General features: G+C 48.7%; 6 protein-coding genes. 1 reads left to right on the top strand and 5 read right to left on the bottom strand.

What is annotated here, in order from left to right:
• The 3 genes from AZ66_RS26255 to proB all read right to left on the bottom strand — a co-directional run.
• The coding region (locus tag AZ66_RS26255; protein WP_044357585.1) for a pyrroline-5-carboxylate reductase family protein at positions 1–502 on the bottom strand (502 nt) is incomplete at its 3' end.
• 60 nt (positions 503–562) lie between these two features.
• A complete protein-coding gene (locus AZ66_RS26250) occupies positions 563–1,810 on the bottom strand; it encodes a glutamate-5-semialdehyde dehydrogenase (RefSeq protein ID WP_044357581.1) in 1,248 nt (415 codons plus the stop codon).
• Between the two features lie 15 nt (positions 1,811–1,825).
• Entirely contained in the window at positions 1,826–2,935 is a 1,110-nt protein-coding gene (gene proB / locus AZ66_RS26245; RefSeq protein WP_044357579.1) for a glutamate 5-kinase, read from the bottom strand.
• 252 nt (positions 2,936–3,187) lie between these two features.
• On the opposite strand from proB, the gene AZ66_RS31660 reads away from it, so the two are divergent.
• Positions 3,188–3,370 (top strand): hypothetical protein, encoded by a 183-nt coding sequence (locus AZ66_RS31660; protein WP_152523791.1) that lies wholly within the window; start codon positions 3,188–3,190, stop codon positions 3,368–3,370.
• A gap of 197 nt (positions 3,371–3,567) precedes the next feature.
• On the opposite strand, the gene AZ66_RS26240 is transcribed toward AZ66_RS31660, so the two are convergent.
• Entirely contained in the window at positions 3,568–4,761 is a 1,194-nt protein-coding gene (locus AZ66_RS26240; protein ID WP_044357577.1) for a pyridoxal phosphate-dependent aminotransferase, read from the bottom strand.
• Positions 4,762–4,897: 136 nt separating this feature from the next.
• Complete coding sequence (locus tag AZ66_RS26235; protein WP_052648891.1) at positions 4,898–5,401, bottom strand: hypothetical protein; 504 nt, start codon at positions 5,399–5,401, stop codon at positions 4,898–4,900.
• Between the last annotated feature and the right edge of the window lie 75 nt (positions 5,402–5,476).

Genomic DNA, 5,476 nt, shown 5'->3' with positions numbered 1-5,476 from the left:
CTTCGAACATCGCCATCGCGATGCCGCGCTGTGAGTCATTCACCGCATTCGAACAGCAGATTGCAGTCGCGCCGAGGCCAATCGTACTCGATGTATTCGGCATGGTGCGAACAGCGGCAATGGGTCCAAGAATATGTTCAATGGCATGCATCGATAGCCCCGCGATGACAGAAATAATGAGCGTTCCAGGGCGGAGAAGCGGCTTCAACTCGTGAAGAGCTCCTGCGGCATCCTTGGGCTTCATGCACAATACAATGACATCTGCTTCCTGTAAGAGCTTCTGTTTTCCTTCCGACGAGAGCTCTATCGTGACGCCATACTTCCGCTTCAGCTCCAGAAGGCGTTCATTATTACTGCGATTAACCATGGAGATTCGTGCAGGCTCAGTAAGCTGCTTTGCAAGAACTCCTCTAACGATCGCTTCGGCAATTGACCCTGCACCGAAAATACTAAAGTGAAGAGAACGGAATGTGTCCTTCTCTTGTGATTTTATTTCATTCATGATGTCCATTCCTCTCCCTTCTTGCTAACACTGCACATGGAATATAGCTGGCGTGCGATGTTACTCGCGAATTTGACCTTTTCCATATATCCGGTACTTCGTGGATGTTAGGGCAGGCAGTCCCATTGGGCCTCTTGCGTGCAGTTTCTGAGTGCTAATGCCGATCTCGGCACCAAATCCGAACTCAAACCCATCTGTGAACCGTGTTGACGCATTGTGGTAGACAGCAGCAGCATCAACTTCACTCAAGAAGCGTCTGGCACGGTCTTTGTTCTCGGTCACGATACATTCGGAGTGCTTCGTACCATAACGTGCAATATGATCGAGTGCTTCATCCAGAGAATCGATTACGCGCACGTTTAACACATAATCGTTATATTCCGTTGCATAGTCCTGGTCGGATGCTTTTTTAGCCCACGGCGCATAAGCGAATGTTCGTTCACAGCCGCGCAGTTCAACACGGTGTATATCGAATCCTTCAAGCAATCCTGTCAGATGGCGCTCTGCAAACTGCTCATGTACAAGCAGAGTCTCCATAGAATTGCAGACAGAAGGACGCTGTACCTTCGCATTGAACGCAATCGCTTCAGCCATGTCTGGATCAGCGGACTCGTCAATGTAGGTATGACAAATACCTGCTCCGGTCTCGATAACGGGTACAGTTGCATTTTGCACGACATTCTGGATGAGCGACGCACCACCTCGTGGGATGACGACATCCAGCAATCCATTACATTTCAACATCTCGTCAACAGAGGCGCGATCTGCATCTTCAATTAGCTGCAAGGCTTCGACCGGAACAGAAGTGAGCTTCAGCGCCTCATGCAGCACAGCGACAATGCGCTTGTTAGATTCCAAAGCAGAAGAGCCTCCGCGTAATACGACCGCATTGCCTGTCTTGAGACATAGGCCGGCCGCATCTACGGTGACATTCGGGCGCGCTTCATAGATCATGCCAATTACACCAAGTGGCACACGAATTTTCTCAATATGCAAGCCGTTGGAACGATCAATTTTCTCAAGAACATCTCCTACCGGATCTGTCAGCTCGGCGATTTGGCGCAATCCTTCTGCCATATCTTCAATTCTTGCCTCATTTAGAGCAAGGCGATCCAATAGAGAATCTGATGTTCCCTGCTGCTTGCCTCGGTCTAAATCTTTTGCGTTTGCTTCAATAATTGAATCTGCATGCTGGACAAGCAGATCTGCCATTCTTAATAATGCTTCATTCTTCTGATCGGTTGTCAGTCGGTTCATGACTGCAGCTGCTTCTTTTGCTAACGTAGCCTTGGAACGTACTTCACTCATCGTACATGCCTCCTTCTATGATCGTAGTGTGACCCATTCATCTCGATGTATCACTTCAATGCGCGGAACCTCGATGCGATTGAGCACCTCTTCCGTAGACCAGCCCGCAGCAATCTTTAATTGATCGGCTTCGTAATTGACGATGCCTCTGCCAATCACACGTCCATCCTCACCAGACACCTCAACCACATCTCCAGGGTGGAAGTCGCCTTCGACTCCTCGAATACCAGCAGGCAGCAGACTTGATCCACGTGATATCAATGCCCGTTCAGCGCCTTCATCGACAATAATTTGTCCATGTGGGGTAGAGTGGAAGCCAAGCCATTGCTTCTTCATCGGCAATGCATGCAGGTGAGTATCGAAATAGGTACCCTTGCCAATACCCTCCACAGCAAGGAGCAGATCACCTGGCTCATTGACCCGACCAACAAAGGCAGGTACACCGCCCCGCATGGCGATACGTGCTGCATCTAACTTCGAACGCATGCCGCCCGTACCGACAGATGAGCCGGCTCCTCCAGCATATGCGTAGATTTCCTCGTTAATTTCCTCGACTCTGTCGAACCGCTTCGCATTCGGATTGGAACGGGGATCAGCAGTATACAACCCGTCCGTATCCGTAATAATCACTAGCCGATCAGCATGGACAAGGTTCGCAACCAGTGCTGAGAGCGTATCGTTATCACCAAACTTGAGTTCCTCAACGGATACGGTGTCATTCTCATTAATGATAGGGACGACACGCTGCTTCAGCAGTTCCTCCATTGTCATCTGGGCATTATGTCCGCGCTTGCGATTGGCGAAGTCTGGCCGAGTTAACAGCAGTTGTGCTGAAGGAATGCTGTACTTTTGAAATTGTTCTTGGTATGCCTGCATTAGCAGCGCCTGACCGACTGCAGCAGCAGCCTGCTTCTCATGGAGAAGCTTCGGACGAGTCATATATCCAATATGTCGAAATCCGGCTGCAACGGCACCTGAGGTAACGAGCACGACATGTGCACCACGTTCCATAAGAGAGACGAGCTCGCGTACGTAGAATTCAATATGTTCTCGATTTAAGCCGCCATGTTCAGAGGTAAGCGAGCTGCTTCCAATTTTCACTACAATTCGTTGACACTGTTCCATTATTCATTCACTTCCTGATTCTTTGACTCTCATGAGTATAAGTATCGTACATCTCACGATTGCTGGTGCCAGATTGTAATACGATGATGTGAATGGATCAAGGGAATGCCGAACAGTGATGTCGCGAAACGGATTATGGGTATAAAAAAGACCCTCGTCCTCTAAAGGACGAAAGTCACACTTCCGCGGTACCACCTTCATTGAGGGTTCCTAGAGCATATACCTGAACTGCATCGTGCGCAGATCCATATTATGCAGAAACCATCCCACTTGATCGCCTATAACGGAGGCAGCCGTTCAGCTTCACGCTTATACGCTTATGCTGACCGCTCAAGGATAGGTTCTGTAACGGCTCTGCGGCGGATGCTTGCAGCCTATGGCATTCCGCTCTCTGAACGCGACCTTCATTACGTACTGGTCCTGTCATCACGATAAAGGTATTCACTCTGGCACCCGATGCTCCATAAGAGCAATGAGTGTATTACGAATAGAATACCATGTGATTCCAACGGAGTAAAGAAGGCGGATCCTGTATAAAGGCAGGTGACAGAAGATTCCTTTAGTTAGAATCACAATAAAATTGTTGCTTGGCCCGATCAGGAGTCGGGACAGCATCATCGTAACGAATAAGCTTAGAATAGGGATAGTCTTCCGATTCGCTCTGCGGCTTCGCGTAATCTCGCCTCTGTTGCGAGCAGTCCGACCCGGACGTAGCCCTCTCCATGCTGACCAAATCCGATGCCTGGCGCGGTGACAACATTGGCACGCTCCAGCAGTAAATCTGCGAATTGGGCAGAGTTGTAATTCTTAGGCACTGGGAGCCAAGCGAAGAAGGATCCTTCCGATGGAGCGGCCTCCCAGCCAATGCGATGAAGCTCCTTGAAGAATACATTCCTGCGCTGTTCATATGTCGTACACAGTTCATGAACTGGTTGCTGCGAACCGGTCAATGCGGCTGCGGCGGCAGCCTGAACAGCTCCGAACAGGCTAACATACATGTGATCCTGCATCAGATTGATAAGGCGGATAAGTTCTTTATTGCCTACAGCAAATGCAACTCGCCACCCGGCCATGTTGTATGTCTTGGACATCGTGTAGAATTCGATACCGACTTCCTTCGCGCCAGGCGTCTGTAGGAAGCTCACAGGCCGTTTTCCGTCAAATCCAATCGATCCATATGCGAAATCACTGGCAACGACGATATTATGCTTCGCTGCAAATTGCACGGTGTCCGCATAGAAATCAGAACTCGCAGTCGCTGCCGTTGGATTGTTCGGATAGTTCAGGAACATCAGCTTTGCCCGTTCTAGCTGCAGCTTCGTAATCCGTTCATAATCAGGAAGGAATTGATTCTCTTCCAGCAATGGCATCATGACCATGTCAGCACCAGCAAGGGCAACGCCAGACCAATAATCTGGATAGCCTGGATCTGGAACGAGGCAGACGTCACCTTCGTTAAGCAGTATTTGGCTGATTTCAACGAGTCCCGTCTTGCCTCCGAACAATACGGCTACTTCTGTATCGGGATCGAGATCCACATTATAGTCTTCCTTATACCGCTTGGCTATCGCTTCCTTCAAATAGCGATGTCCACTGAATGGAGGGTATTTATGATTGATTGGGTCAATTGCTGCTTCCTGCAGCGCAGTCACAATATGAGGAGCAGTTGGCAAGTCAGGATTGCCCTGACCAAGATTGATGACATCATGGCCGTCAGCGATGCGAGCGTTCGTCCGCTGTACAAGCTGGGCAAAGAATTGCTTCGGAAGCCGGTTCATGCGTTCGGCCGGCTTGATCGAGATAGAACGGTATGTTTCTTCTAACATGTCTTATCCACTCCAGCAACCGGATTCGTTATCGGTTATCAAAATAATAACGATAATTTAGCATGTTTCCACTGAAGTGTATACCTTTTTTTCATCGATTTTCGTGGCGTACTTACGGTTTTTCTTTAAATACAACTTATCCGCTCGATTTTTCAGCCTTTCCTGTCGGTTCAGTGGTCAATAGCTGCTGCATAAATGGTTTGACATCTAAATTGATTCGCAGCAAATAGGGCTTGCGCTCCTTCGAGAATACGAGCAGTAGTGGATCTTTCTCTGGGCAATAGATTAGAAATACGTCTTTTATCTGTACCGTCTCTCTTGGAAGAACCACATCAGCCACTGATGTTAATGGGATACGTACGATATATCCACATTGATGCCCAATCGTGAGCTGAGGGGACAGTCCGGTTATAGACTTGAGCCAAGATGCAGCGACTACTTGGAACTCCTTGCTGTTCGGGATCGTCTTCACAATCCGTTGTGCCTTAATATCGAACAATTGGATCGGAGGACTTGCAACCGAATCGCTACCTTCACTTGGTGCCCAAGCGGATACAGAATTCGTCATCAGTGTGCTTGTGCTGCATACAAGTAAGAGAGCAATAGCTACGACCCATTTGACCATACAACGATTGCGCATGCTACTTTTCATCCTTTCGAGACCGTGGTGGGTGATTATTCGTTGTTTATTTTTGATTTCCGCTTTGCTTCCTTA

Origin of the sequence: Paenibacillus sp. E194 (genome assembly GCF_000935845.1) — a bacterium.
In the GTDB taxonomy this organism is placed as follows: Bacteria; Bacillota; Bacilli; order Paenibacillales; family Paenibacillaceae; genus Paenibacillus_B; species Paenibacillus_B alvei_B.
The sequence above is the reverse complement of the archived record's forward strand: the minus strand, read 5'-3'. Positions and strand labels throughout refer to the sequence as shown.

Bases quoted from the DNA above. Each gene is read 5' to 3' on its own strand.
- proB (WP_044357579.1), bottom strand. From the start codon at position 2,935: ATGGAACAGTGTCAACGAATTGTAGTGAAAATTGGAAGCAGCTCGCTT.
- AZ66_RS26250 (WP_044357581.1), bottom strand. From the start codon at position 1,810: ATGAGTGAAGTACGTTCCAAGGCTACGTTAGCAAAAGAAGCAGCTGCA.
- AZ66_RS31660 (WP_152523791.1), top strand. From the start codon at position 3,188: ATGCAGAAACCATCCCACTTGATCGCCTATAACGGAGGCAGCCGTTCA.
- AZ66_RS26240 (WP_044357577.1), bottom strand. From the start codon at position 4,761: ATGTTAGAAGAAACATACCGTTCTATCTCGATCAAGCCGGCCGAACGC.
- AZ66_RS26235 (WP_052648891.1), bottom strand. From the start codon at position 5,401: ATGCGCAATCGTTGTATGGTCAAATGGGTCGTAGCTATTGCTCTCTTA.